Genomic DNA, 24,695 nt, shown 5'->3' with positions numbered 1-24,695 from the left:
ACTCATGTTCGGAATATTCAAAAAGAAATCAAAAATCGAATTGCTCTACGAAAAGTATCAAAAACTTCAAACTGAAGCCTACAAACTCTCGACGGTCAATAGAACTGAAAGTGACCGAAAGCAAGCCGAGGCAGAAGAGGTTCTCAAGGAAATCAAAGGATTAGAGCAAGGCTAAAAGGCTAACTTGACTTCGGAATGAAGTCTTTCTAGCTAAAACCCTCCCTTTACGATTTGAAATCGTATTTTCACCAAGTGAAAAAATTCATCATCCCAGGTATTTCTGCACTAACTTTTATACTAGGGCTAGTTTGCCTTATGGTCCCATTTATTCCAGTGGGATGGCTACTAATTGCCCTAGCTTCCTTGCTGCTTGCTCCATATATCAAATTCATGAGGAAGTTTATCGCATGGCTGTCCAAAATAGATAAAACAGGATTTGTGGAAAAAGCAGGAGAAAAAGCATCCGATTTATATGAATGGGCGGGAGATAAAAAAAGGGCAGAGAAGCTGGAAGCTATCCTAAAAGATAGCAGTCCATCAAATCAAGAGCCTGACTAAAACACAGTACTAACGGCCTGTTAATGAGGTAGTTTGGCTTATTCGTTTTCGTTAAAATGTTCAGAATTGGCTAAATCTCATTTCTTATTTTTATCCCTTTCCTCATTATCCACAGTTTCTTCCTGCACATCTTTCTCACGGTCATTTTGACGCTCTATTTCATTGAAATCTTCCTTTTTTGGAGGTCTGGCGCCTCCAGATTGTCCAGGAGTTTTTCTGGTAGTGCCCTTATCTACATCATCTTCTTTCTTTTTACCTAAAAAGAAAAGAGTATTTAAGGTGCCTTGGGCAATAGTTAATGGTGACATGGTAGTTTGATTTTTGGTTTTCAGTTGAAACGTACATTCTCTTTACTCTTGGTATGATGTTGACCTTCTTAGAATGAAAAAGAGTCAATATCATCTATTTCCTCAACAGGCACTCGCTTGATAAACTCGTCATAATACTGATTGTCTTCATCAGAATAAGTCCCATAAGCATTTAGGATAAAACCCTTTTCTCCAGATTCACTATGAAGAAGATAGATCACGGCCATATCGGCAGGGTCAGACTCTCCTTCGAAGCGATAGGTTTTGACAATTTTGAGTTGCTCAGGCTGAAAGAGTTTCTCAGACTCATCAAAACTAGCTCCCGCCCGCTGTATATTAAGTTCTTTACCGTAACCTCTTTCTGGAAGTATATTCAGTACTTGAGAATAAGTTGTCATTGATTTAGACGTGCTCATGATTTCTATTTTTTGGTGAAAAATGTAAAGGGTTCTACTACACTAGCTAGTAAATCAAGTAAAAGACCAATCTTCAAAATCATGAATTGTAACGAGCAAAATCCTTCTTTAAGAGGCTATAAAGGTCATTTCAAACGAATCGACATTTTCATAAGTACAAGTGTACCTCTTAAAGAAAGTGGACATTTCACCTCTATATGGGGTGATTTTAGAATTGTAATCTTAGAAACAAATGATGTCGCTTTCACAGGACACTTGCTTTCTACGCTATTCTGATGAAGCAATTTTGAAAACTAACTAAAAAAGAACTTCGCCTTGGGAAATATTAAGTGATGCGGGTGAATGGAAACATCAATAAGGCTTTGGTGCGCACCTTACTCGATGGATACACAAAAACTGTCACCAGATAAACGCTTAGCTTTCGATAATTACCCCAATTACTGTGACGAATAAATTCCCTTATCCTCCTTCGTGATTTTATCCACCACCAAGGCAATTGCTCCATCACCTGTTACATTACAGGCAGTCCCAAAGCTGTCCATCGCAATGTAAAGAGCGATCATCAAACCGATCATTTCTTCACTGAATCCAAGCATAGACTGAAGTATCGCAATTGCTGCCATAATCGCTCCTCCGGGAACTCCTGGAGCTGCGACCATCGCTATTCCCAGCATAAAAATAAATCCAGCGAACATTCCAAAATCAAATGGAACTCCTTCCAATATCATCAATGCCATCGCACAGGCAGTGATTTTCATGATACTTCCAGAAAGGTGAATTGTCGCACAAAGTGGAATAACAAACCCTGCGATCTTAGGTGACACGCCATTTTTCTCGGCTTGCTCCAATGTCACAGGAATCGTAGCTGCAGAGGATTGGGTTCCCAAAGCCGTAAAATAAGCAGGCATCATATTTCCCAACAACTTCAATGGGTTCTTTTTCACGATCGCTCCTGTAATCACATATTGAAGGATCAGCAGGAAAATATGCATCGCGAAAATCACTCCGATGATATTCAGGAATACAGATAAGATGGAATAGACCTGTCCGCTGAAAGCCATATTTGCGAAAATTCCCAAGATGAAAATGGGTAATAGCGGTATTATCACGTTCTCGATCACCTGCATAATGATGGTTTCGAAGTCCTTCACCACCTTTTTCAATGTGGAATTCTCTTGATAAGAAAGGCCCAAACCAATCACAAACGCCAAAACCAAAGCAGACATCACATCGATCATTGCGGGAATTGTAATACTGAAATACGGCTCCAGGTCTTTGCCTCCTTCAGCAATTTCTGCAGCGTCATTTACGTGAGAGGCCAGCAAGGAAGGGAAAATCGTAGAGGAAGTAAAGTAACTCATGAACCCAGAAAAGAGCGTAGATCCATAGGCGATTGCAGCAGTAATCAGTAAAAGTCTTCCTGCTCCTTTACCCAAGTCAGAGATCGCCGGCATGATCAAACCCAGAATAATCAATGGGATGGCAAAATTTAGGAATTGCCCAAAAAAAGCATTGAAGGTCGCGAAAATTCTGTTGATTGACTCGGGTAAATAGAGACCAAAGAGAATGCCCAATACGATAGCGATAAAAACTTTGAAAAGGAGATTGGAGAATAATTGCTTCATTTTCTAGCTGGGATTTCTTGGATATTGGTTTTTTTTCTCTGTAGAGCTTTTACGATTGCTAAGATATAAGAATACCTAGCAAAAAATCCCGACTCCTCTCAGAATCGGGATTTTGATTTCATTCATCTGCATCTGTCTGTGCATGCCTTGAAGATAGGCAGGTTTAACAGACCGACATTTGAAATATCTAGTGGTCTGCCAGGACACATACCATGATTTTTTTACTTTCTCATTTTTTTATAAGCATTGATCAAGCCATTGGTGGAGCCATCGTGTGCGGTCACTTCTTCATCTCCTTTTAGCTCAGGAAGAATTCCAGATGCTAGCACTTTGCCTAGCTCAACTCCCCACTGGTCAAAGCTGAAAATATCCCAAACGACACCTTGAACGAAGATTTTATGCTCATACATCGCGATCAAGGTACCGAGGGTGTAAGGAGTAATTTCCTTTACCAAAATAGAATTCGTAGGTCTGTTTCCTTCAAACACTCTGTGCGGCGCGATTTCACTTATCTGCTCATCTGACTTGCCTGCTGCTTTCATTTCAGTTTTCACATCTTCCAAAGACTTTCCGTTCATCAAGGCTTCTGTCTGAGCAAAGAAATTGGATAGTAACTTCTGATGATGATCTCCGATAGGATTATGAGAAATCGCCGGAGCGATGAAATCACAAGGAATCAAGTGCGTACCCTGATGGATCAACTGATAAAAAGCATGCTGACCGTTAGTCCCCGGTTCTCCCCAGATAATTGGACCAGTAGTATAATTCACTTTTTGACCAGAGCGACTTACGTATTTACCATTACTCTCCATATTTCCTTGCTGGAAATAGGCAGCAAAACGATGCATGTATTGATCGTAAGGCAAAATAGCTTCAGAGCTCGCACCAAGGAAATTCGTATTCCAGATGCCTATCAACGCCAGGACAACCGGGATATTTCTATCAAACTGAGAATGACGGAAATGCTTATCCATAGCATGCGCACCCGCAAGTAATTTCTCAAAATTATCGAAACCGATGGTACATGCAATCGGCAGACCGATAGCAGACCAAAGTGAATATCTTCCTCCTACCCAGTCCCAGAATTCGAACATGTTCGCAGTATCAATTCCAAATGCCTCCACGGACTTGGCATTGGTGGAAAGTGCTACGAAATGCTTAGCTACAGCAGATTCATCCTTCGCATGTTCCAAAAACCAATCACGTGCAGAATGCGCATTGGTCATGGTTTCCTGTGTGGTGAAGGTCTTGGAAGCGATAAAGAATAGCGTAGTCTCTGGATCTACATTCTTAAGCGTTTCTGCGATATGTGTTCCATCTACATTGGATACAAAGTGACATTCGATATCTAGATTTTGATAGGGCTTCAATGCCTCAGTGACCATCACTGGACCAAGGTCAGAACCACCAATGCCGATATTCACCAGCGACTTGATCGGCTTGCCAGTATAGCCTAACCATTGTTTGTTCTGGATTTTGTCAGCTAAAGTCTTCATCTTTTTCAAGACAGCTGAGATATCTTCCATGATATTATGTCCATCCAGAAACACATTCTCATTTGCAGGGTTTCTTAGAGCGGTATGCAAAACAGCTCTTCCTTCCGTTACATTGATTGGATTTCCGGTAAACATATCTTCAATCGCCACATGCAGCTTGCACTCACGTGCCAAATCATAAAGTGCATCGAGAATATCCTGATTCAACCTGTTTTTAGAAAAATCAACCAGAATATCTTCCAGCGAAATACTCAATCTATCAAAGCGCTCCGGCTCATCGAATTGAGATAGAATGGTCATGTCTTTATGTTCTTCAGCAAGTTGTTTTAATCTTGCCCAAGCTGGCGTGGTGGTTGGATTAATTGCGTTCATTGGTTTGTTTGATAGGAATGAGTCACAAAAATAAGGTTTATCTTGAGGGATGAAAGGGATTTGAATTAAAGTGAGGCATAGGCTTTAGTTCAAATGGTTTTCAATTTCAGATTTGTTTGACTATAATTAAACTTTACTATTAGTCATGACAAATGAAAAGTAAGTTATTCATCAAGGTTTCGGTATTTCTGATTGTTGCTTTGGCATTCAGCTTCAATCAATCCCAGGCTCAGGAAAAACAAATCGTACGATTAAATGAGCATTTCTACCCAATTGCTGATGACGATAGCATCAATTATTTCTACAAAGGAATCATCGTCAATCTAACCGACAGTACATCTATAGAGCGGATTTTCACTCTGAAAAATCAGCTAGTTAGAGTCGTCCGAAATGGTCACAATCAAGAAGGTAATTTTCCTGAGGAAAGCACCGAAAATTATGATTCGAATGGGAAATTGACTTCCAAGAAAATCAAGAATCGAAACAATGGTTTTTACCATGCTGCTTATTTTGAAGAGGGCAACCAGATAGGAGAAGTACTTTTTCAAGGTGAGAAAAAATACGAAATCAGAAAGCCAGGAAGTGAAAAAATGGAACTTGCAGATGAAAATGTGTTTGAGCCAATGCCTATACTAAATCAAGATCTTTGGAGTGATATTCTGATGCAAAACTTAAAATATCCTGCATCTTCCCGGAGGATAAGAGCAGAAGGAACCGCCATACTTGCTATGTATGTAAATGAATTTGGTGAGCATGGTGAATTCGAATTAGCCAATCCAGAAAATGTAAGCGAACCTTTGGCTCGAGAAGCACTTCAAGCAGCCAGTAAATATGAGGGGGAAGTAATTCCTGCATCAAATCTTCATGGAAATACTATTGATGCCTGGCTATATATTCCGATACGGTTTAAGCTGGATTAGTCTTTCAGTAAGATTAAATGAAGAAAAACGAAAAATTAAATCAATACGAACTGAGAAGATGAGTAGTTAAACAACGGGAGCAATCAAGGAAACTTGAGTCAATTGCGTTAACAATTCTTACCGTCGCCTCGCTGATTCTGGTAATTCTATGGGGAATCTTACGTACTCAATAATAGAGTTATATAACCAACAAAACCCGCCAATTCTGACGGGTTTTGTCATTTCAAAAGAGCCAAAACTAATTAAAGCACAGGTCAAAATTAGCAGATGCGTGCATCGGTCATCCGCCAACCCTATTCCTTCAAGAAATCCCTCAATACATAATTCAGAATTCCTCCGTGCTTGTAGTAAGCAATCTCTACTTCAGAATCCAATCTTGACTGTACTTGAATTTTCTTCTCCTGAGATTCTGATTTGACAATGACTTCGAATTTCTGAGAAGGGGTCAATCCTGACTCAATTCCAAGGATACTGAACTCTTCCTTACCAGTTAAGCCTAAGCTCTCAGCATTTTCTCCCGGCAAGAACTGCAATGGCAATACCCCCATTCCTACCAAATTACTTCGGTGAATACGTTCGTAGCTTTCAGCAATTACGGCTTTTATGCCAAGTAAGTTGGTTCCCTTTGCAGCCCAGTCTCGTGAAGATCCTGATCCGTATTCTTTTCCAGCCAAGACTACCAGAGGCACGCAAGCTGCCTGATATTTCTCGGAAGCTTCGAATACACTCATTTCTTCCCCGGAAGGAACATAAGTAGTAAACCCGCCTTCTTGAGTACTCAATTGATTTTTGATTCGCACATTGGCGAAAGTTCCTCGAACCATCACCTCATCATTTCCTCTCCGCGAACCATAGGAATTGAAGTCCGGTCGCTCCACTCCTCTTCCGTTCAGGTATTTACCCGCAGGGGTATCAGGTCTGAAAGATCCTGCTGGAGAAATATGATCAGTCGTAATCGAATCACCCAATTTCAAGAGCACCCGTGCATTTACTATATCTTTTGCCTCTGGCACATCTACAGAAATCCCCTTAAAGAATGGCGCTTCCTTGATGTAAGTACTGCTATCATCCCAAGGATAGATTTCTCCTTCGCCAGCCTGTAACTCTTTCCAGATATCATTTCCCTCGAAGATTTCTCCGTAACTTTTCTCATAATCATCTGGGGTAAGAACTTTTCTAGCAACTTCAGCTATTTCCTCATTAGTTGGCCAGATATCCTTCATAAATACAGGTTCCAAATTCGGATCGTAGCCAATCGGCTCATTATATAAATCCACGTCCACACGACCTGCAATGGCATAAACTACCACCAGCATTGGCGACATGAGGTAATTCATTTTCACCTGAGGGTGCACCCTGGCTTCAAAATTTCTATTTCCAGAAAGCACAGAAGCCACGACTAGATCATTATCCTCCACTGCCTTCGCAATGTGCCTCGGAAGCGGTCCTGAGTTACCAATACAAGAAGTACAGCCATAACCCACGGTATGGAATTTTAGCGCCTCTAAGTCTTCGAGCAACTCAGATTTCTCCAAGTAATCGGTCACCACCTTCGATCCTGGAGCCAAGGAAGTTTTGACCCAAGGCTTCACATCCAATCCCAATTCCCGCGCTTTTCTGGCCACCAATCCAGCTCCAAGCATTACGGAAGGATTGGAAGTATTGGTACAGGAAGTAATGGCGGCGATGACGATAGAGCCATCATACAATTCGAATTTCTCGTTATGTAGATTAACTGAAACAGTCTTAAGACCATTTTTAATCTTGGTTTTGATCTCAGTCTCTGCAGGTGCCTCTACTCCCGATTGATCTTCTGTTTGTCCTCCTCCTTCTTCAAGGAAGCGGGATACTTCTTCCCGCTTATCGATAGGAATGTATTGACGACCATGAACTGACTCCAATAGCTCACCGAATTTCGGTTTGAAATCTCTCACCAAAATCTTATCCTGTGGACGTTTTGGGCCGGAAACAGTAGCTTCAACGGTTCCCAAATCCAATTCCACCACAGAACTGTAATTGATCAGATCCTCGTCTTTTCTCCAAAGCATGTTGGCCTTGCAATAATCCTCCACCAATTTGATCTGATCAGCTGAGCGATTGGTTTTTCCCATATAATCCAACGTACGATCATCAATCGGGAAGTAAGTCACAGTACAGCCAAACTCAGGAGACATATTGGATATCGTTGCGCGATCAGGGACGGAAAGATTATCCAAACCTGGCCCAAATACCTCAACAAACTTACCCACTACGCTGTTTCTTCTAAGTAACTCGGTAATGGTCAAAACCATATCCGTAGCCGTGGTACCTGCCGGTAAATTACCTGTCAACTTCAGGCCGACTACTTCAGGCATAATAAAGTAAATGGGCTGACCTAGAATAGCCGCTTCCGCTTCAATCCCTCCTACTCCCCAGCCTACTACTCCGATTCCATTCACCATAGGTGTGTGGGAATCAGTCCCGACCAGCGTATCTGGAAAAACCATTCCATCTCGCTCAATTACTCCCTGAGCTAAATATTCCAAGTTTACTTGGTGGCAAATCCCCATTCCCGGAGGAACCACTGAAAAGTTGTTAAAGGTCTTTTGTGCCCATTTAAGAAATTTGTAGCGCTCAGAATTCCTTTCGTATTCCTTTTCTACATTCTTTTGATAACTGTAATTAGTCCCAAAATAATCCACCTGCACCGAGTGATCTATGACAAGATCAACAGGAATCAATGGATTAATTTTACTTGCATCTTTACCTTTTCGATGTGCTTCCGAACGTAAGGATGCTATATCCACTACCGCCGGAACTCCTGTAAAATCCTGCATCAGAACTCGAGCAGGTTTAAATGGGACATCTTTATCGGAGGGTTGCGGCGACCAATTCATCAAAGTTTCAAGATGCTCCTTAGTAATCGCAAAATCATCAAAATTCCTCAGCGCATTTTCCAATAAAATCCGGATTGAAAAAGGTAAATGCTTTACCGGATGACCGCTTGCTTCTAATTTTTCTAAACTCCAAAATGTATGATCTCCTTTTGAAGTTTTCAATGTAGTTTTAATCTGGAATGGGTCTTGACTCATGTTTGCTATGGGCTAAGGTTAAAAATAGATTCACTTAACTAACTCAAAATTCCTGCTTAGGATTCCATACTTTACATTTGAAATAAAGTTTTCCCATTTTGCAGGCCGATTATTCATCTTTAATTTAACTTAAGAAAATCAAATTTTTACATGGGTTACCTCATCCTTCAAGTATTCAGTGCCTTTTTTATATTCGCTACATTTTTTCCCTTAGTTAAGTTGGATTACTGGTGGGTACGGATTTTCGACTATCCGAGACTGCAGAAATTGGTCATTATCATTGGATTGACGGTATGTTGGATCAGTTTACTTGGATGGTCAGTTTCACTTGAGGCTTTTATCTGGATTGCCGCTTTGGGGATTTCAGCTATCTACCTGAGTACCAAAGTCTGGCCTTTCAGTCCTTTTGGAAAAAAAATGATCGAAACGGTATCCTATAATGAACAGGCAGGCATCAGCCTTTTGGTGGGAAATGTCTATCAATACAACAAACACTACGAGAAAGCTGTCGCACTAGTCAATTCAGTAAACCCAGATTTGATATTCTTTGTAGAGACAGATAAAGCTTGGGAAAATGGTCTTTCGGAAATAGAAAACGATTATCCGACTCAGATTAAAATTCCACTGGACAATACCTACGGATTGCTACTTTACACACGAATGGAAATCGTAAAGCAGGAAATAAATTACCTCATTGACGAGGAAATCCCATCTTTGGAAATAGACTTAAAGCTCCGGAATGGGAAAATAATTACCATTTATGCGATTCATCCTACCCCTCCAGTCCCTGGGGAAAATGATAAAAGCACGGAGCGGGATGCCGAAATATTGATGGTAGGAAAAAAATCCAAGGAGAATCCAAAGCCTTCATTGGTCATTGGTGACCTGAATGATGTGGCTTGGAGTTATACCACTGAGTTGTTTTTGAAAAACTCAGAGATGGCTGACCCACGTCGTGGAAGAGGCTTATTCAACACCTTTCATGCAAAAGTCCCTCTCTTCAGATGGCCGTTGGATCATATTTTCTTAAGTAAGCACTTTGGTTTGGCAAGTCTAAAAGTTCAAAAAGGAATAGGTTCAGATCACTTCCCTATCTCATTGAAGGCAGTATTGACACCGACAAACGACACAGAAATGATCAAAGCAAATGGGGAGGAAAAAGAAGAAGCCCGCGAAAAGATTTCCCGCGGGCTCGATGAAAATGATAAAGACTAATTTCTGTTAGTTATCTGCCTTTTCTTCAGCTTTTGCCTTTCTCTTAAACCCTTTGTTGAATGGCCAGGTATATTCCAAGGCCTCCATGCCACGGTTCAAGTTATAAGTTGCTGAATCGGTATTTTCCAAGGTGCTTTTCAAGGTTTCTGCGAATTCAGGATCATTTAAAAGCATTCCCATTGAATTATTAGGGTCGTTTAACTTATCAGTAATTGCGCTCAGTTTCTGAGTCATTTCCTCTGAATTAGCCGCAGTTTGCTTGAAGCTTTCCATAGTTTGCTTCAGCTCATTGGCCATTGTAGTATCAGTCACTAGATCATTAAAGAGATTTCCTTCCTGATTCAATTTCGAAGTAAATTTATTCAACTCAGCAATCATGCGATTACTGTTGATGGATGCTTGATCCAAATTTCTAACTATCGCTCTGAAGCTTTCTGCCATTAAGGAGTCGGTCAATGCTGCTCCTACCATTCCATCGCCAGCAGCGAGTTTGCTTGTCAGGTTTTTGAGATTCCCGGTGATTTCCACCAGATTTTCATTGTTGACTTGTAGCGTTTCCATCATTTGGTCAGTGTCTAGCGGCATCACTGACTCCAGTCTATCACCATCCTCTACTGGCGGAGCCAAAGTGGTTCCTCCGTAGATCACGATGATCTTGTTACCAATCAATCCATCAGAGCTGATAGTAGCTTTCGAATCCTTTCGGATAAATTCCACCACTTCTTCTTCTACGTTCATTTCAATTTCTACCTGAGAATCTCCATAGAAATTGATTTTACGAACAGTACCGATTTTCACACCGGAAAACCAGATGTTATTCCCTGTCTGAAGACCTCCGATATCATCGAAAACTGCCTTAAGCTGTATGGATTTTACAAATTTCTTCTGCTGACCTCCCAGTGTCAGAACTCCAGCCACTAGAATTGCTATGCCTAAAAAGACAAATATGCCAACTATGACTGATCTCTTATTTTCGCCTCTCATGAGTTGATAAAATTATAATCGTAAAATGATTTTATACGTGGGTCATCTGCTTTAGGAAAAACCTCATCAAATGTACCTACCGCGTCAAACTGTCCATCCAATAATACTGCCATGCGGTCACCTGTATCCTTTGCACAAGTTAGATCATGGGTAATGGTGATGGATGAGGTATTATATTCTTCCCGTACCTGTACGATGAGCTTGTTGATTTCTCCACAAGTGATCGGATCCAAACCGGCCGTAGGCTCATCATAGAGCATAATCTCAGGCTCTAGGATCAGTGTGCGCGCCACCCCAATTCTCTTCTTTTGACCTCCTGATAGTTCAGACGGCATCTGATTAATAGCTTGTGGCAATCCTACACTATCCAGCAAAGATTCAATTTTCATAGTGATCTCCTTCTTGGTGAGATTCTTTACATTTCTCACCAAAGGAAACTCCATGTTTTCGCGAACAGTCATGCTATCGTAAAGCGCAGAGTTTTGAAAAGAAAATCCTATTCTCAACCTAAGGTCGTTAAGCTCTTTTGTCTTGAGCGTCGAAACCTCTTTTCCCAAAACATTCATCGTGCCTTCATCTTGCTTGAGAAGACCAACCATGATTTTTATCAAAACAGACTTACCAGAACCTGATTTACCTAGCACAACCAAATTCTCGCCCTTGAACAGGTCCAGATCTACCCCCTTCAGGACGTCCAAGTCACCAAATGACTTTTCCAAACCACGAATTTCTACAACCTTTTCTTCCATGATTAAAATGCTCGAATGGCGTTTACGATTTGAAGTACCAAAAGCTCTTCAATAAAAATGAGGAACATGGCCATTACCACAGCGGCATTTGCAGCTCGCCCTACACCTTCTGTACCTTTAGTAGAATTATAGCCCTTGTAGCAGCCTACTATTCCTATGGTAAAGCCAAAAAGAATGGACTTAAGAACTGAGGAAATGATATCTAGAAATGAAATGGATTCAAATACTTGAACAAAAAAAGTAAGCATACTCACCTTTTCATTAGCACTTACACTGAGAAAAGAACCCATCAATGCAACAAAATCGGTGTACATCACCAAAAGGGGAATCATCAGCGTAGTTGCTATCACTCGGGTCACCACTAAGAAGTTGAATGGATTAGTGGCCGAAACCTCCATCGCATCAATTTGTTCAGTTACTTTCATAGAACCAATTTCAGCGCCTATGCTTGAACCAACCTTTCCTGCTGCTATCAACGCAGTCACCAGTGGACCCATCGCACGCACTACTGCTATTGAAATCAGAGAGGGCAACCAAGACGTTGCTCCAAATTCTGATAAGGAAGGTCGGGATTGATTAGTGAATACAATACCCACAATAAAGCCAGTAAGGGAAATCAACGGTAAAGACTCTACTCCAATGCGATAGCATTGGTGAACAACCTCTTTAAATTCATAAGGAGGGACAAAAGCAACTTTGAAAAATCGCAATACGAAATTCCAAGCGTCTGCCAGGCCTGTAAAAAACTTGTCTATTTTCTTTGAAAGCAGGGGCTTTCGATCTGCTGCTTTTTCAGTCATACATTCTTTCTGATGGCTCGAAATTAATTAAATTATTCAAAAGGATGGGTGTAATATACCTCAAAGTCCAAGGATTGCTCTTAAGTCTGAATCACTTAGGGGCTTTTCGAATATTTCACTGATTCTTGGATCCGAACTTGCCCTCTCAAATTCCAATTTGTCAACTGAACCAGATTGCAAAACTACCTTCGAATCTGGGCAATAATTAGATGCTTCCTGAACAAACTCCCATCCGCTCATCTCAGGTAAATTCAAATCTGATATAAGTAAATCTACCGATTCAGATTTCAGAAATTCCAATGCCTTACTTGGCGTGTCGAAGTATACAATTTTGATTCCCGGATCAATTTTGAGCAGTCTTTTCTCAAATAAGATTTTCTGAATCCTATCGTCATCCAATAAGAGAATTCTATTGATTGGTTGTGATTGCATTTTGGAATTAAATAACAGGAGAGATGAAATACAAATGCGAAGGTTACAAAAATCTCACTCAAAACTTAGTATCTCCCCCAATACTGCTTAAGGTTTCGAATTAAAAGTTACAACCAAAGCTGGGTCTGCCACTCACCGTTTCTCAAGGGATTTGAATTCCCAACAACCTCCCATCGCTTAAGCGCCAAATTGCCGACCGTTCAATATTTAGCTTAGACTAAACTTTTTAGCCAAGACAAATTACGTCTTCACTAAACCCATCTTAAAAAACTTTAAATCAACAAGTTAGTATTAAAACAAAAAAGTAAAGCTTACTATACATAGCAGCATTTTTGAAGGAAATAGATAATTTTCAAAATTGAACCGATTTCCTCCAACAATAGATTATTCCGCAAATGAATCACCGCTTTTCATCTTAAAATTGGTACAAATCCATGTGTTTACTTCCCTGATAACCGTTGTAAATCCTGCCTAAAAAATAAAAAACCAATGAAGAAATTAACTCCTCACCTTCTCCCACAGGTATTGAAAATCGGATCATAAATGAAAAGAAAAAATAGCTAGCACCGGTGCAAGTCGAAGAAAGAAACGCTGAAATCAGCAAGCTTAACTCCAGTGCCTTTGGTCCTTGAAATGTTCTTCACCACTGACAAATTTCACATCAATCCCTAACTCCCTAACCTTACAGCCTTGCTCATTTCGCCCCGCTCATGTCCCAACATGGGGAGTGACATGAAGGCAAAAATCATGAGACTTCAAGGACTTAATCTATTATAGCGAAACTAGAAATCTGTAGTTTCACCAGCAATATTAGGCTCCTTTTTTCACTTGATTTGACAGTCTATAATCAAGGTTAATTGCACAAAGAAAATCGTGAATTTGAGATGCACTGATTTTGGTTGGCAAACATCAAAATGCTCTTCCCCTACAGCTCCAAAAAAAAGCTGAAATGGATAGTGAAGGTGAAAATACTTTTGTCTTTTCACCTTCACTATTTAGCTGTAGATCTCAAACTGAATTCGTACGATCCCCGCAAGACCAGATCGAAAGACTCGATAACCTTGGATGAAATCCCTAGCTGTTCTCATCTCGTGATTTTACTTCTTGTTAGCTTTTTTCCAATTACCAGTATTCAAACCAAAGCCCATAAATACACCTAAGAAACTGCCCTTCGTTTCTTGAGTAACTTCCCCGATCTGAACGGTATTAGAAATCAAAGGATTTGTATAGTTATTCAAACCGGTAATCCCCTGCTGATATCTCAATCCAACTAGGAAGTAGTTGTCATTCTTCGTCATAAACTTTTTCCCCACATCTACTTTAATGGCCGTACCAATCTTGTTGATTTGCTCAAGTCTAGACTCTCCTGAGCCCTCAAAACCATTCATAGCCCCCAAAGATGTGCTGGTAGATAGCGTCAAGCCAGGCTGCAAGTAGAACTCGCTCTTTTTAATGTTGAAAGTATATCTGCCACCAAAAGAGAAGGAAGGTGTATAGGCAGGAGGAACCATTGAGCGGAAAAGATAAAAATCATTTGTTGGATTTTTAATCTCATTTCTCATCCCATTCCTATAAAAACCAAATTCGGAATATAAATCCCATTTTTCTGAAATTGGAAATAAAAGACTTAAACCTGCATTCGCACCAATGTTCGATTCCATTGGCACTTGGCTGCCATCTATAGAATTCGTAGCGGTGGAAAAAGAACTAATCGCGCCTGCGGTGATTTCTATGGAAACATTGCGTTGTGAAAAAGCAGAAAATGACACTAAAAAAAGAACAGTAATTAGTAGTGGATTTTTCATAACATATTGATTAAGAACGATAATTAAAAGAACAATTGATCAAAAATACACTATGACTAAAACTAAACTTAAAATGAATTCTAAATTTTTCTTAATCAGTTAGTTAAAATATCTTACAGACAATTTCACTACTTTTAAAAGCTGATAAAATCCCCACAAAACCATATTTCACCATGAAAAAGCTATTCCTTTCCCTCCTTCTGCTGATTTGTTCTATTCAATTTAGCCTTGCTCAAAACGACGCCTATGATGAAGAACTGGCCACGGAAGTTGATGCAGATGAGTATGGAATGCGAAAATATGTGATAGCCTTCCTATATCGAGGTGACCGCCTTGAGGAATATACCGAGCAGCAGCGAACAGATATTCAGACTGGTCATATGGCAAATATCAACCGCTTGGCAAAAGAAGGAAAAATGGTGATGGCTGGTCCTTTCTTTGGAAATGAGGAATTGAGGGGCCTATTCTTCTTCGCTGTGGAGAGCCTGGAAGAAGCTGAAGAACTCACAGCAACTGATCCTGCCATAAAGGCTGGCGTACTGAAAATGAACTTGAAAGAATGGTATGGATCAGCTGCACTGATGCTAATGAGCGAGCTACATAGTAAGGTAGCGAAGGTAGAGATCTAAAACAGCGAGAAGGCCAATTTATCCGTCAATAGCTCCAAAGCCCGGATCGATTTGACCGAATTGCCCTTTTCATTCAATTCCGGACTCCATACGGCAATGCTAAACTTGTGTGGCATCACAGCCGCCACGCCTCCTCCTACCCCAGATTTGCCGGGCAATCCCACCTTAAAAGCAAATTCGCCAGCTTCATCGTAAAAACCGCAGGTAAGCATCAGCGCATTAACTCTTCGGGATTGGCTCTCAGTTAAAATTTGTCGATCCGCAAAGATAGAGTAGCCGTCGTTCGCAAGAAAAGAAAAAGACTTGGCAAGGTCTACGCAAGTCATCTCCATAGCACAGTGCGAAAAATATACATCCAACACCTGATCTATGGGATTGTTGAAATTCTTGAAAGATTTGAGAAAATAAGCCAAAGCCGTATTCCGCTCTCCATGATTTAGTTCTGAATTCTTAACATCAGGATTTACTTTCACACAAGTTTCACCAGCCAATTCATTGATAAAGTCAGTGATCTGGTCTATGGGATTCTCAAATTTACTAGACAAGGCATCGGTAATCACCAAAGCTCCAGCATTGATAAAGGGATTTCTAGGGATGCCCTTTTCATACTCAAGCTGTGCAATGGAATTAAACGGATCGCCACTTGGCTCCACATTCACGCGGGTCCAAAGCTTAGAATTGAAAAAATTAAAAACCATTGTCAGCGTAAACACTTTGCTGATACTCTGGATAGAGAATGGTACTTGATGATCTCCCACGCCGTAAACATTGCCTTTGAGGTCTACCAAAGCTATCCCGAATTTATTGGGATCCACATTGCCTATCTCCGGGATGTAATCAGCGACTTTGCCTTTTAGATTCTCTGATTGCACCTCGTTATATACCTCCTCAATAAGTTCCTGGTAGTCCATTCTGGAAAAGTCTGGAAAATTGGGAGAGAAAGAAAGAGATTTGTGAGAAAAGCTGGAAGACCGAAGACCGAAGACAGAAGCCCGCTTCGGTTTTCTGTCTTCGGTCTTCGGTCTTCAGTCTCTTTTTCAACTAGTAAAATCACACTCTTCTAATTTCTACCAAAGTTTAATAAAAAAAACAAATACCTCAGAATCTTATGTATATAATTTTTTTATATATTTGAGCAAGCTAGGTAATACAGCAAACTCATGTCGAACAATAATCTTATCAAAGGCTCACTCCAAACAATCATTCTCAAGCTACTCGAGGAGAACGAAAAGATGTATGGCTATGAAATCACCCAGCGGGTCAAGGAACTGACTGCCGGGGAAATCAAAATCACCGAAGGAGCACTCTACCCTGCCCTTCACAAATTGGAGGCTGAGGGATTGCTTAGCACCGAGATCCAGCAAGTGGATAACCGCGTGAGAAAATATTATAGCTTGACCAAAGACGGCCAAAAGCAAGTCACCAGCAAAATGTCCGAGTTGCAAGGCTTCGTGGAAAACCTCCAGCGAATCCTGACTCCAGACCTTAAACCAGGTTTTAACATTTGATTTTTTAAATCGATTTGATATGAGAACACTGACTGAAAAAGAACTAGATCAGATAAAAAAGGCGATTGCGTATAAGGAAATAACTTCAGCTGAGATTTTGATGGAGATCTTTGATCACTATTTAAGTCACCTACAGAGTTATGAAGTACAGGATTTCGAAGAGCAATTGTATGAGTTGGAGCAACAATTTACCTACTCGTATTGCCATGCACTCCAGGCAAAGTTCTTAAAAGCTTCAAAAAAAGAGATCTTCCATCTTCAGTGGAATCTTTTTAAGACTTATTTCACTTGGCCAAGAATGCTGGGAACAATTTTATTTTTATGCGCATATATTTTCTTCTGGGGCACTATCGAAGCAAAAACCAAAGGATCAATCTTAGTCATTCCATTAGTGATTGTGTTGTGCCTAAGTGGATGGATCTGGATTAAATCCTATAAAAAAGTAAGGGAGATTAAAAGAATTGTCGATGCTCAAAAAAGAATTGAATCGTCTTATTTAAGCACCATCATGGTTCAATTTTCATTAATGACATCATCATTTAACTTGCTGATTTTGGTTCCAAAAATTCTAGATGTTCCTAATTTCCTTGACAGTGTTTTTTTCTTAGTCGCTAGCTTCAGTCTTTTCATTTTATATACAGGCTATACCTTGACTCTTTTTGAAGCTTGGAGGTTAAAAACCAAATCCGCACTGATATGAGAAAGCTATCAGAACAGGAACTAGACCAAGTAAAAAGGACTATCGCAACAAAAGAACTGACTTCAGCTGAGATTTTAATAGAAATTTATGACCACTATGTGAGTCATCTGGAGAGTTTTGAAGAGGCGGAGTTTGAAGAGCAATTATTTGAATTAGAGCAGAAGTTCACGCCTAAGTACTGCAAAAACCTGCAACTTGACTTTTATGAAAATGCCGGAAAAGAGGTTAATCGTCTTCAATGGTCAATTTTGAAAAGCTATTTCACTTGGCCAAGAGCGATGTGGACAGTTTTACTTTTTAGTATTTTCATCTTTTTCTGGTTAAATGGAGGGAATATTTCCAAGATCTTAGTACTAGGCATTCCCTTTATGGCGGGGCTTTCACTAAATGGGTGGCTTTGGTACAAATCTTATAAAAAGGTATGTGATATAAGGAAACTTCTAAAAAGTCACACTACACTTCAATCATCTTATTTGCCAAATTCTGTCAATCAATTTGTCATGATGTTTTTGACAATGAACATGGTAATTTTTACTATTCCGACATTTGTAGGACTCCTTGATTCCATGGGAAGCTTCTTATTCCTTATCGCTGCTTTCTTGGTCTTTGCCGCTTTTATAGCTCATATGCTCACCTATTATGAAGCTTGCAAAATCAAATCTAAAACCGCGCTGATATGAGAAATTTAACATCTCAAGAACTCGAATGGATTCACACAAGATTGAAAAGTCTTCACATCCGCTATACAGAAGTTTATGCCGAAATTTTTGATCATTACTGCACAACACTGGAGAATACTCCTGAATTGGAATCTCCTCGCGCAATCGCTAAACTCAACCACACCTTTTCTTGGTCGGTGGTAAAGAATATGGATAAGGAGTTGGAGAAAAATGTTTCGAAGCAGATAGGAGTAGCCCAAATGGATTTCCTAAAGTTTTGGAAGCATGGATTAAAAGGCTTCTTGATAGGTTTTGTTGGATTAGTTGTATTGACAATAGCTAGTTTGATCATACCTGCTTCTGAAATAATACTGATATTCCTAGTGCTTATAATTTGTACTACCGGAGGAGTATTTTTTATGAAAAGAGATGCGCTTTCTTTTAGCCTAAGTCACAAAATGGTCTCTATCTCTTCTGCTACCATAATCAAAAGAGTTGGGATATTAAACACAATATTTATGTGGATTTATGCTATGCCAAGTGTATTAACACGGGGTGACATTTATTCAAATACCCTATTTATTTGGCTAACAGCCACTGTAGCCATAATAAGTATCATTTACGCGATTAGCTTATTGGCCATTGCCTCTAATTTATCTCCTCAAAGAACTACTTTATGAAACTATCCCTTTCCCAAATCGCACAAATTCAGTCTTCTCTTTCCAGCGGTAATATCTATTATGATGATATCAGAGCAGAACTGGTAGATCATATAGCGTCAAAGGTAGAAGACGCAATGGAAACAGGAATCCTTTTTAAAGAAGCTTTAGAAAGTACACAAAAAGAGATTAATCCCTTTAATTTTCAAATGAGGCTTTTGGTAGCTTCTCACTTGGGCTTCGCACAAACTATCGCTTCAAACATGCTAAAAGGATCAATGCTATTAAGAAGCATTTTACTGTTTGCAGTTTGGGTAATCATCATTAATTTTTTTGAATATAGCCCAGAAGTAGCCGAAATGCATTTAAAAACCATCTTCATTAGCACTACAGCAGGCTTAGCATTGATGGGGCTTTGGGGAGGATTCTTGAAAACTTCAAAAGTTGTAGCTGCAGGAAATACACTTTGGCTAACCATCTGCATTTCTCAGTTTGTTTTAAAACTTGATTTATTTTTATGGCTTGGATTATCTCCTATTGTCGCCATTTACTTAATCACATTTTTGTTTTCACTTCTATTTATCGCTGGACTTTCAGAAGTTGTGTCGCAAACCAAAAAACTTAGGACAACTTGAAACTCTCCCCTTCCCAAATCGATACACTCAAAAAACTGATTTCCTATAAAGGCTATCCTGAGATCGATTTGCAATATGAGATCTTGGATCATGTGGCTTGTAAGGTAGAAGTGCTTTTGGAGGAAAACCCAACACTGTCACTAGACGATGCCTTCCGCAAAGTCCACAGCGAATTTGGGATCTTTGGGTTTTCTGATCTGGCTGAGTCTTATACCAAAAGCATAGAAAGACGCTATCGAAGATTTTTTTGGGAAGAGTTTAAGTCGATTTTCACCAGTCCTAGACTGATATACCCTATAGCTGTGGCATTTATCCTGTATTGGCTAAGTATTAACAGCCTCTTTTTTGGTGAGAAAGTAGGTATGCCAGTTTGGAGTGGAGCTTTTACGATACTAGCCGTATTCTTCATCATCGCTAGGTATTGGAAGGCTAACAAATCAATGAAGAACTATGTATCCTACAGAAGTTCAATTCATTCATTTACATTCTTCAACCTTATGTTACAAATCAGCATATTTGGAATGCGCAGATTAGAAAACCCATACTACAATTTTGATTTTAGCCCCCAAAGTATTTTGACTTGGCTATCAATTCTGGCTATTTCCGCATGCTTTATATGTATCTTTTTAATCCCACGTGTTCTCAATAGATCCATCGCTGAAACCAGAAAACTTCAGGCGATCTATGAATCCTAATTGATTTCTGCACTAGTACCACCACAAGTCCAACATTTTCAAAATCACTATTCAATTCACGGTATTTCAGACTTTTAACCTTAGATTTTATAATTCCATAACCTTACTCCAAAATATTATTTGTACTTTTGCGCCTTCAATCAGGCAAACCATGCAGAATATTCGGAATATCGCGATCATCGCACACGTTGACCACGGCAAAACTACACTCGTGGATAAAATCATCCACGCATCTAAGATCTTTAGAGAGAATCAACAGTTTGACGACTTGATTCTTGACAACAACGACCTAGAGCGTGAAAGAGGAATTACCATCCTTTCCAAAAACGTATCGGTTCGATACAGAGACACTAAAATCAACATTATCGATACACCTGGTCACGCCGATTTCGGTGGTGAAGTAGAACGTGTATTGAAAATGGCTGATGGCGTAATTCTTTTAGTGGATGCGTTTGAAGGTCCTATGCCGCAAACTCGATTTGTATTGGGTAAAGCGCTAGACCTAGGATTGACTCCTATTGTAGTCGTAAATAAGGTAGATAAAGAAAACTGTCGCCCTGACGAAGTTCAGGAGTCAGTATTTGAATTGATGTTCAACTTGGACGCTACGGAAGAGCAATTGGAATTCCAGACGCTTTACGGTTCTGCAAAGCAAAACTGGATGGGTCCTGATTGGAAAAACCCAACTGATTCTATTATTCCTTTGTTGGATGCGATCGTAGATCATATTCCTGCTCCGAAAATCGATGAAGGTACACTTCAGATGCAGATCACTTCTCTGGATTACTCCAGCTTTGTGGGTCGTATCGCAATCGGAAGAATCAAAAGAGGAACGATCAAAGTAAATCAGCAAATCGCCTTGATGAAAGCTGATGGATCTGTGAAGAAAATGAAGGTAAAAGAACTTCACACGTTTGAAGGTCTTGGTAAAGCCAGTGTGGAAGAAGCATTTGCAGGAGATATCTGTGCCGTAACGGGTATCGATGATTTCGAGATCGGTGATACTATCTCTGATGTGGACAACCAAGAGGCTCTTCCAAGAATCTCTATCGATGAGCCTACGATGAACATGCTCTTCACGATCAACAACTCTCCTTTCTTCGGTAAAGAAGGAAAATTCGTGACTTCCCGTCACTTGAGAGATCGTTTGATGAAAGAAACTGAGAAAAACTTGGCACTTCGTGTGGAGCCAACTGACTCTGAGGATAAATTTTTGGTTTACGGACGTGGTATTCTTCACTTGTCTGTTTTGATCGAAACGATGAGAAGAGAAGGTTACGAACTTCAGGTAGGACAGCCTCAGGTGATTTTCAAAGAAATCGATGGAGTAAAATGTGAGCCTATCGAAACTTTGGTAGTAGATGTACCTCAGGAGACTGCTGGTAAAGTGATTGAATTGGCAACTCAGCGTAAAGGTGAATTGTTAATCATGGAACCAAAAGGAGATCTTCAGCACTTGGAATTCAACATTCCTTCAAGAGGTTTGATTGGTTTGAGAAACAACATGCTTACTGCTACTCAGGGTGAAGCTATCATGAACCACAGATTCACTGCTTACGAACCTTTCAAAGGCACTATGCCAGGCAGAACTAACGGATCATTGATCTCTATGGACGGTGGACAGTGTACTGCATATGCTATCGACAAACTTCAGGATAGAGGAACATTCTTCGTAGATCCAGGAGATGATCTTTACACAGGCCAGGTGATCGGTGAAAACTCCCGTGACAACGATATCGTGGTGAACGTGCAGAAAGGTAAGAAATTGACCAACATGCGTGCTTCAGGTTCTGATGACAACGTGAGAATCGTACCAGCTAAGAAGTTCTCTCTGGAAGAGTCTATGGAATACATCCAAAAAGATGAGTACCTAGAAATCACTCCTAAGTCTATCCGAATGAGAAAAATCTATTTGGACGAAGGTGAAAGAACAAGAATGGCTAAGAAAGACGCTTAATTCGATTTTAGAAATAAGATTCTAGAGTCAAGATATATAAATCCCTCAGACGAAAGTTTGGGGGATTTTTTTTGGTTTTGTCAACCACAAATACCGGTTGGAATTATATAGCGGATACCTAATTAAAACCACCTTTCATGTTGATCCAAAAAGAGTCATGTCTACTTGGATATTTATTTAACCCTCCACTTGATCAGAATGGTATCTGTCAGATCAATTGATTTTATTTCAAAGCCTGCTGATTGACCTTGGCTCGAACCGTACCCTACAGAGGTTCCTCTTAGCATTACCCCAGGTAAACGGTCAGCCTTTGAGTAGGTGATTTCTTCTATTTCTCCGAGAGTTTTCCCTGTGTTTTGGGCAATTAGCTCAGCTTTAGATGTAGCATCCTGAATAGCCTCTTTGATCAGCTCTTTTTTAATTTCCTTCAATTTCTCATCCGAGATATCAAACCTAAAATCAAACTGCGCACTTGTTCCTCCATCAGCAAAGCGATTAATTATGGTTCCTAATTGTTCTTTGGAAAAAGGAAATTCAGCTTCAATCCGTTGAACCCCAATAAATCCATCGTTGGAACGCGTATCGTTTGAAAACACAAAATTTTCCCGAACATTGAAGTCTGAGGTTTTGATTTTTTCTTTTTCAAACCCCAACTCAGAAAGTATAGCATACAAACTGTCGGTCTTCGTATTGAGCTGGGTGATGGCACCTCCAAACTTTGGATCTTTCGTCTCAACAGTAATATTCAAAAATCCTACATCCGGCTTTTCACTAATTTCACCAGTACCTTCTACCGAAATTGTAGTGTTTTGGGCATTGACAACAGAAGTACTGATGAATAACAATATCAAAACAAGTGAGATTGTTTTTATCCCAGTCATATTTAATAGTTTGTTTTGCTTTACCATTGTGCATGAACCTCCTCACGGATGTATTTATCATAAATAGTCTTGACAGCCACCATCTGTTCATTAGTCAAGGGTGGCAGCTGGCCAGCAGCTACATTTGCTTCCAACTGAGAGGACTTTGATGCTCCTGGGATTACCACACTCACTTCTTTATACATCAATATCCAACGAAGTGCCAAAGCAGCCAAGGCTCCATCTCCCTTAAAAAGTTCTCTTAGCTCTTCTACGGCAGGAAAAGCCTTTTCCAAAGGAACTCCTGAGAAAGTCTCCCCTTTATCAAAAGCTTTACCTTCCCTATTAAAATACCTGTGATCATCCTTTGAAAATGTGGTTTCCTCAGAGATTTTCCCTGAAAGTAATCCACTTGCCAAAGGAACACGAACAATTAATCCTATATTTTTAGATGCTGCAAGCCCCAAAAGCTCTTCTGCAGGCTTCTGTCGAAACATATTGAAAATCACCTGGACAGTGGAAACTATATCATATTCCATAGCCAATTTAGCTTCCTCCACTTTTTCCACACTTACACCCATGGCAGCAATCTTACCTTCCGCTTTTAATTTCCCAAAAAGACTGAAAACCTCATCCCGTTTATACACAGAGGTGGGCGGACAATGCAATTGAACAAGGTCTAATCGGTTTAGGCCTGTATTCCGAAGGCTATCTTCTACATGCCTACGAAGTCTATCTATGGTGTACGTTTCATCTATATGTGGTTGAATTCTTCTGCCACATTTGGTCGCCACATAGATTTTCTCAGACCTTTGTCTTACCGCTTCTCCTACTGCAGCTTCACTTAATCCTGCATCGTATACATCTGCCGTATCCACAAAATTCACCCCTTGGTCAAACGCTGCATGAAGAATCTCCTCAGCCACTTTCTGATCAAAGGCAGAACCCCAGCCTCCTCCTACTTGCCAGGTACCAAGACCTATCTCAGAAATCTTCCAATTGGTTTTACCTAAAGTTCTGTAATTCATGCTGCGATCATTAATATTAAAAAGAGGTTTATTATAGAAGCGGAAGGGTAAATACTCACCTATTATTTAAAAGTAATTTAAATATTTATCTTTAGAATCACGGTTCAAACTGATATTTGTCCGTAAGAATAAACCTTCTGAGCCTTAAGCCTAAAACCAAATCAAATGAAGACAAGACGACAATTTATTAAAACAATCGGCGTGGCAAGTGCCACCGCTGTCTTACCTATAACCTCAATCGCTAAAGAAATGGCAAAACAAAAAATGATTCATCAAGTATATTTTTGGCTACATGACACAGCCAATACACAAGAGTTTCTTACCGAAGCAGTACCTATGCTGGGTAGATGTAAAACTGTCGGCAAATTCGTCGCAGGTACGCCAGCCGCCACAGAAGATAGAGATGTAGTAGATCATAGCTTCCAAGTTGCCTGCACTGCTTATTTTGACAGTTTAGAAGATCAGCTGGTCTACCAAACAGATCCTACACACTTGGAGTTTATTGAAAAATACTCACACATGTGGAAGAAAGTCCAGGTGTATGACATTGCGATCTAATTAAGATCCAAAAGCACCTCTCACTCGTAGTTACTAAAGTTAACAGCTAAGCATGG

General features: G+C 40.0%; 27 protein-coding genes. 14 read left to right on the top strand and 13 right to left on the bottom strand.

All coding sequences use genetic code 11. The annotated features are described in order from the left end of the window. Positions 1–4 precede the first annotated feature (4 nt). Positions 5–175, top strand: coding sequence for a Lacal_2735 family protein (locus tag AACZ87_RS07200; protein WP_339866016.1), 171 nt, complete (start codon positions 5–7; stop codon positions 173–175). Positions 176–252: 77 nt separating this feature from the next. Continuing rightward, complete coding sequence (locus tag AACZ87_RS07195) at positions 253–558, top strand: hypothetical protein (RefSeq protein ID WP_339866015.1); 306 nt, start codon at positions 253–255, stop codon at positions 556–558. A 77-nt stretch (positions 559–635) separates the two neighbouring features. Here AACZ87_RS07195 and AACZ87_RS07190 read toward each other — a convergent pair whose 3' ends face one another. Together AACZ87_RS07190 and AACZ87_RS07185 are read right to left on the bottom strand one after the other, a co-directional pair. Then, positions 636–866 (bottom strand): hypothetical protein, encoded by a 231-nt coding sequence (locus AACZ87_RS07190; RefSeq protein ID WP_339866014.1) that lies wholly within the window; start codon positions 864–866, stop codon positions 636–638. A gap of 68 nt (positions 867–934) precedes the next feature. Further along, on the bottom strand, positions 935–1,282 hold the full coding sequence (locus tag AACZ87_RS07185) for a hypothetical protein (protein ID WP_339866013.1): 348 nt from the start codon (positions 1,280–1,282) through the stop codon (positions 935–937). Between the two features lie 81 nt (positions 1,283–1,363). On the opposite strand from AACZ87_RS07185, the gene AACZ87_RS07180 reads away from it, so the two are divergent. Next, positions 1,364–1,558, top strand: coding sequence for a hypothetical protein (locus AACZ87_RS07180; protein WP_339866012.1), 195 nt, complete (start codon positions 1,364–1,366; stop codon positions 1,556–1,558). Between the two features lie 161 nt (positions 1,559–1,719). Here the strand turns inward: AACZ87_RS07180 and AACZ87_RS07175 are convergent, their stop codons facing one another. Further along, entirely contained in the window at positions 1,720–2,907 is a 1,188-nt protein-coding gene (locus tag AACZ87_RS07175) for a dicarboxylate/amino acid:cation symporter (protein WP_339866011.1), read from the bottom strand. A 221-nt stretch (positions 2,908–3,128) separates the two neighbouring features. Next, positions 3,129–4,775 carry a glucose-6-phosphate isomerase gene (pgi, locus tag AACZ87_RS07170; protein WP_339866010.1) on the bottom strand — a complete coding sequence of 549 codons (1,647 nt, stop codon included), beginning with the start codon at positions 4,773–4,775 and terminating at the stop codon, positions 3,129–3,131. 152 nt (positions 4,776–4,927) lie between these two features. On the opposite strand from pgi, the gene AACZ87_RS07165 reads away from it, so the two are divergent. Beyond that, a complete protein-coding gene (locus tag AACZ87_RS07165; RefSeq protein ID WP_339866009.1) occupies positions 4,928–5,695 on the top strand; it encodes an energy transducer TonB in 768 nt (255 codons plus the stop codon). Positions 5,696–5,988: 293 nt separating this feature from the next. On the opposite strand, the gene acnA is transcribed toward AACZ87_RS07165, so the two are convergent. After that, complete coding sequence (acnA, locus tag AACZ87_RS07160) at positions 5,989–8,766, bottom strand: aconitate hydratase AcnA (protein WP_339866008.1); 2,778 nt, start codon at positions 8,764–8,766, stop codon at positions 5,989–5,991. Positions 8,767–8,916: 150 nt separating this feature from the next. Between acnA and AACZ87_RS07155 the strand changes: the two genes are divergently transcribed. Continuing rightward, positions 8,917–9,981, top strand: a complete 1,065-nt coding sequence (locus AACZ87_RS07155) for an endonuclease/exonuclease/phosphatase family protein (RefSeq protein ID WP_339866007.1) — start codon at positions 8,917–8,919, stop codon at positions 9,979–9,981. Between the two features lie 6 nt (positions 9,982–9,987). On the opposite strand, the gene AACZ87_RS07150 is transcribed toward AACZ87_RS07155, so the two are convergent. From AACZ87_RS07150 to AACZ87_RS07130, 5 genes are all read right to left on the bottom strand, one after another. Continuing rightward, positions 9,988–10,965, bottom strand: coding sequence for an MlaD family protein (locus tag AACZ87_RS07150; RefSeq protein WP_339866006.1), 978 nt, complete (start codon positions 10,963–10,965; stop codon positions 9,988–9,990). Next, complete coding sequence (locus AACZ87_RS07145; protein ID WP_339866005.1) at positions 10,962–11,714, bottom strand: ATP-binding cassette domain-containing protein; 753 nt, start codon at positions 11,712–11,714, stop codon at positions 10,962–10,964. Before AACZ87_RS07145 ends, AACZ87_RS07150 begins: the two co-directional genes overlap by 4 nt. A gap of 2 nt (positions 11,715–11,716) precedes the next feature. After that, positions 11,717–12,514, bottom strand: a complete 798-nt coding sequence (locus AACZ87_RS07140) for an ABC transporter permease (RefSeq protein WP_339866004.1) — start codon at positions 12,512–12,514, stop codon at positions 11,717–11,719. 60 nt (positions 12,515–12,574) lie between these two features. Then, entirely contained in the window at positions 12,575–12,946 is a 372-nt protein-coding gene (locus AACZ87_RS07135) for a response regulator (protein WP_339866003.1), read from the bottom strand. Positions 12,947–14,043: 1,097 nt separating this feature from the next. Beyond that, positions 14,044–14,751, bottom strand: a complete 708-nt coding sequence (locus AACZ87_RS07130) for a hypothetical protein (protein ID WP_339866002.1) — start codon at positions 14,749–14,751, stop codon at positions 14,044–14,046. Positions 14,752–14,924: 173 nt separating this feature from the next. Here AACZ87_RS07130 and AACZ87_RS07125 point away from each other — a divergent pair, with 173 nt between their 5' ends. Further along, positions 14,925–15,380, top strand: a complete 456-nt coding sequence (locus AACZ87_RS07125; protein ID WP_339866001.1) for a YciI family protein — start codon at positions 14,925–14,927, stop codon at positions 15,378–15,380. On the opposite strand, the gene AACZ87_RS07120 is transcribed toward AACZ87_RS07125, so the two are convergent. Beyond that, the gene (locus tag AACZ87_RS07120) at positions 15,377–16,291 is read right to left on the bottom strand and encodes a glutaminase (protein ID WP_339866000.1); all 915 of its coding nucleotides are present in this window, start codon (positions 16,289–16,291) and stop codon (positions 15,377–15,379) included. The genes AACZ87_RS07125 and AACZ87_RS07120 overlap by 4 nt on opposite strands. Before the next feature lie 249 nt (positions 16,292–16,540). Between AACZ87_RS07120 and AACZ87_RS07115 the strand changes: the two genes are divergently transcribed. The 7 genes from AACZ87_RS07115 (at position 16,541) to typA (ending at position 22,193) form a co-directional block, all read left to right on the top strand. Further along, positions 16,541–16,888 carry a helix-turn-helix transcriptional regulator gene (locus AACZ87_RS07115; protein ID WP_091694647.1) on the top strand — a complete coding sequence of 116 codons (348 nt, stop codon included), beginning with the start codon at positions 16,541–16,543 and terminating at the stop codon, positions 16,886–16,888. Between the two features lie 19 nt (positions 16,889–16,907). Next, complete coding sequence (locus AACZ87_RS07110) at positions 16,908–17,588, top strand: hypothetical protein (RefSeq protein WP_339865999.1); 681 nt, start codon at positions 16,908–16,910, stop codon at positions 17,586–17,588. After that, entirely contained in the window at positions 17,585–18,268 is a 684-nt protein-coding gene (locus tag AACZ87_RS07105) for a hypothetical protein (RefSeq protein WP_339865998.1), read from the top strand. Before AACZ87_RS07110 ends, AACZ87_RS07105 begins: the two co-directional genes overlap by 4 nt. Then, entirely contained in the window at positions 18,265–18,927 is a 663-nt protein-coding gene (locus AACZ87_RS07100; RefSeq protein ID WP_339865997.1) for a hypothetical protein, read from the top strand. The genes AACZ87_RS07105 and AACZ87_RS07100 overlap by 4 nt, the downstream gene beginning before the upstream one ends. 116 nt (positions 18,928–19,043) lie before the next feature. Then, positions 19,044–19,541 carry a hypothetical protein gene (locus tag AACZ87_RS07095; protein WP_339865996.1) on the top strand — a complete coding sequence of 166 codons (498 nt, stop codon included), beginning with the start codon at positions 19,044–19,046 and terminating at the stop codon, positions 19,539–19,541. Further along, on the top strand, positions 19,538–20,236 hold the full coding sequence (locus AACZ87_RS07090; RefSeq protein WP_339865995.1) for a hypothetical protein: 699 nt from the start codon (positions 19,538–19,540) through the stop codon (positions 20,234–20,236). Before AACZ87_RS07095 ends, AACZ87_RS07090 begins: the two co-directional genes overlap by 4 nt. A 151-nt stretch (positions 20,237–20,387) precedes the next feature. Next, positions 20,388–22,193: a translational GTPase TypA gene (typA, locus tag AACZ87_RS07085; protein WP_339865994.1), complete on the top strand. Its 1,806-nt coding sequence runs from the start codon at positions 20,388–20,390 to the stop codon at positions 22,191–22,193. Positions 22,194–22,366: 173 nt separating this feature from the next. On the opposite strand, the gene AACZ87_RS07080 is transcribed toward typA, so the two are convergent. Both AACZ87_RS07080 and AACZ87_RS07075 read right to left on the bottom strand, forming a co-directional pair. Then, positions 22,367–23,074 carry an SIMPL domain-containing protein gene (locus AACZ87_RS07080; protein WP_339865993.1) on the bottom strand — a complete coding sequence of 236 codons (708 nt, stop codon included), beginning with the start codon at positions 23,072–23,074 and terminating at the stop codon, positions 22,367–22,369. Positions 23,075–23,094: 20 nt separating this feature from the next. Next, the gene (locus tag AACZ87_RS07075; RefSeq protein ID WP_339865992.1) at positions 23,095–24,081 is read right to left on the bottom strand and encodes an aldo/keto reductase; all 987 of its coding nucleotides are present in this window, start codon (positions 24,079–24,081) and stop codon (positions 23,095–23,097) included. A gap of 165 nt (positions 24,082–24,246) precedes the next feature. Between AACZ87_RS07075 and AACZ87_RS07070 the strand changes: the two genes are divergently transcribed. Further along, the gene (locus tag AACZ87_RS07070) at positions 24,247–24,639 is read left to right on the top strand and encodes a Dabb family protein (RefSeq protein ID WP_339865991.1); all 393 of its coding nucleotides are present in this window, start codon (positions 24,247–24,249) and stop codon (positions 24,637–24,639) included. Positions 24,640–24,695: the final 56 nt, after the last annotated feature.

It is taken from the genome of uncultured Algoriphagus sp., assembly GCF_963974365.1.
Lineage (GTDB): Bacteria > Bacteroidota > Bacteroidia > Cytophagales > Cyclobacteriaceae > Algoriphagus.
Note: the sequence above shows the minus strand (reverse complement) of the source record. Positions and strands in the feature narration are given on the sequence as shown.